We start from the raw sequence: 2,179 nt of genomic DNA on the forward strand, positions 1-2,179 counted from the left end.
CCGCACCCCGGCCCGCGGAGCGGGAAACGCTCCAAGCCGCGAGAGGGATCAATCCTGCGTCAAGACGGCCGTCAGGGGGCGGCGGGCTCGATGGTGCCGAGCGTCCGCCGGCCGAGTGCCCGCGCCTTCAGGCGCAGGGCCGGCTTCTCGATCGCGTACCAGGAGAGCGCTGCGACGAGCAGGGCGAGAAGAAGCGCGGGGGGCAGCAGCGCGACGGCCGAGGCCGTGGGGAACAGCGCGTGCAGGCTCTGCTGGATCGGCCAGCCGTAGAGATAGACCCCGTAGGAGAGGTCGGCGGGCGGATCGAGGGCCGGGCGGGCGAGCGCGGGCAGGAAGGCGAGCCAGATCGCCGCGTAGCTCTCGGACAGGAACAGCAGCGTCCGGGCGGGGGCGTGGCCTTGCAGCAGGAGCGCGGCGGCGAGCCCGAGCAGCGGCCACGCGCTGAGACGCACGCGGTCCCGCCACAGGTAGAGGCAGGCGCCGAAGGCGAAGATCAGCGGGAGCCGCAGGGCGGTCTCGGTTCCCTTCGACATCTCCGGCCGGACGGCCTCCAGCGTCGCCAGGGTCAGCGCCAGGGCGGCGGTGAGCGCCGGCACGGCCCAGCGCCGCCGCAGCAGTCCGCACAAGCCGATGACGAGGACGCCGACATAGCAGATCGTCTCGTATTTCAGGGTCCAGACCGTGCCGAGGGGGCTGCGCAGGGGATTGGCCTCGAACAGGCCGGGCAGGCTGGCGTTGCTCTTGAAGGACAGGAGCGTGCCGCGCACGAAGCGCCACAGCTCGGGCGCGGCGAGGTACTCCGCGAGCGGCAGCCGGGTGAGGGCGGCGCCGAGCAGCAGCGAGACGGCCAGGGTCGCGGCCACCAGTCCCGGCAGGATGCGCAGGGAGCGGGCGATGGCGTAGTCGCGCCAGCCGCGCCGGTCGTAGCTCATGGTGACGAGGAAACCGGAGACGGCGAAGAAGCCGTTCACCGCGTGCTCGCCGAGCGAGAAGCCGGTGCTCCAGGCCAGCGGCTCGTCGGCTCCCTGACCGGAGACGACGCTGAAGGCGTGCGAGACCACCACCATCAGGGCGAGCGCCAGCCGTAAGGAGGAGAAGCCGTTATGCGGGCGCGCCAGCGCCTGCCCGACGGTCGGGCCGGAGAACGGGCCGCTCACGGCGCCAGCCCCTCGCGGGCCAGCGCGCTCCGGCCGCGCAGGGCGGCGAGCGCCCCGGCCGCCGAGCCGCCGTAGCGCTCCAGCCCCGCGCGGCGGAAGGCGAGGGTGGCGAGCGCCGCCTTCGGCGCGTTGGTGGCGAGCATGCCGGGGCTCGGATCGGGCAGGCCGTATTTCCTCGCGACGTAGGCCCGCGACCACGCCTGATGCCAGCGGGTGCGGAACACCCGGCCCGGCGCCGGGGCCGAGGAGCGGCCGCGCCCGTGCAGCGCCACCGCGCCGTGGACGTGGACGAGCGCGCGCCCGGCATCGGCCACCCGGCGGCAGAGGTCGTCGTCCTCGTAGAACAGGAAGATGTTTTCGTCGAAACCGCCGAGTTCGAGGAAGAAGCCGCGCGCGATCATCAGGCAGGCGCCGGAGAGGAACGGGGCGCAGGCATCGCCCTCGGGCAGGGCGCGCACGCCCTTCGGGTTGGTGAGGTAGGGCGCGAGCAGCGAGCGCGACTGGTAGAAGAAGCGCCCGTCCGGCTCGTGGATGCGCGGGGCGAGGAGCCCGGCATCGGGCCATTCCGCGGCGGCCGCGAGCAGGGCGGCGGCGGCGCCCGGCTGCAGCACGAGATCGGGGTTGAGGATGAGGACGTGCCCTGCCCCCTCCGCGGCGCGCACGCCGATATTGTTGGCCCGGCCGTAGCCCTCGTTGCGGGGGTTGGCGATCACCCGCGCGCCGTGGGCCCGCGCCACGGCGACCGAGCCGTCGCGGCTGGCGTTGTCGACGACGATGGCCGGGATTTTTTCGCGCGCGAGCGCCGCGAGGCAGGCGGGCAGAGCGTCGGCGCTGTCGTGGCTGACGACGATGGCGGTCAGCGGCATGGGGTTTGGCGACATCGGGTCCCGCGCGGCTTCCCTCCCCCCTCTGCGGGGGAGGGTGGCCCCTGCGTCAGCAGGGGTCGGGAGAGGGGAGCGCCGTTTCCGGAAGGTGCGGAGCCGGCCCCTCTCCCGCCCGCTGAAGCGGGCACCCTCCCCCGC

General features: G+C 74.2%; 2 protein-coding genes. Both read right to left on the reverse strand.

All coding sequences use genetic code 11. The features are described 5' to 3' along the window. Window positions 1-71: 71 nt before the first annotated feature. Window positions 72-1,157 carry an acyltransferase family protein gene (locus MFF42_RS21570; protein WP_238257628.1) on the reverse strand — a complete coding sequence of 362 codons (1,086 nt, stop codon included), beginning with the start codon at window positions 1,155-1,157 and terminating at the stop codon, window positions 72-74. Next, window positions 1,154-2,038, reverse strand: a complete 885-nt coding sequence (locus MFF42_RS21575) for a glycosyltransferase family 2 protein (RefSeq protein ID WP_238257629.1) — start codon at window positions 2,036-2,038, stop codon at window positions 1,154-1,156. The genes MFF42_RS21570 and MFF42_RS21575 overlap by 4 nt, the downstream gene beginning before the upstream one ends. Between the last annotated feature and the right edge of the window lie 141 nt (window positions 2,039-2,179).

The organism is Methylorubrum podarium, assembly GCF_022179745.1.
Lineage (GTDB): Bacteria > Pseudomonadota > Alphaproteobacteria > Rhizobiales > Beijerinckiaceae > Methylobacterium > Methylobacterium podarium.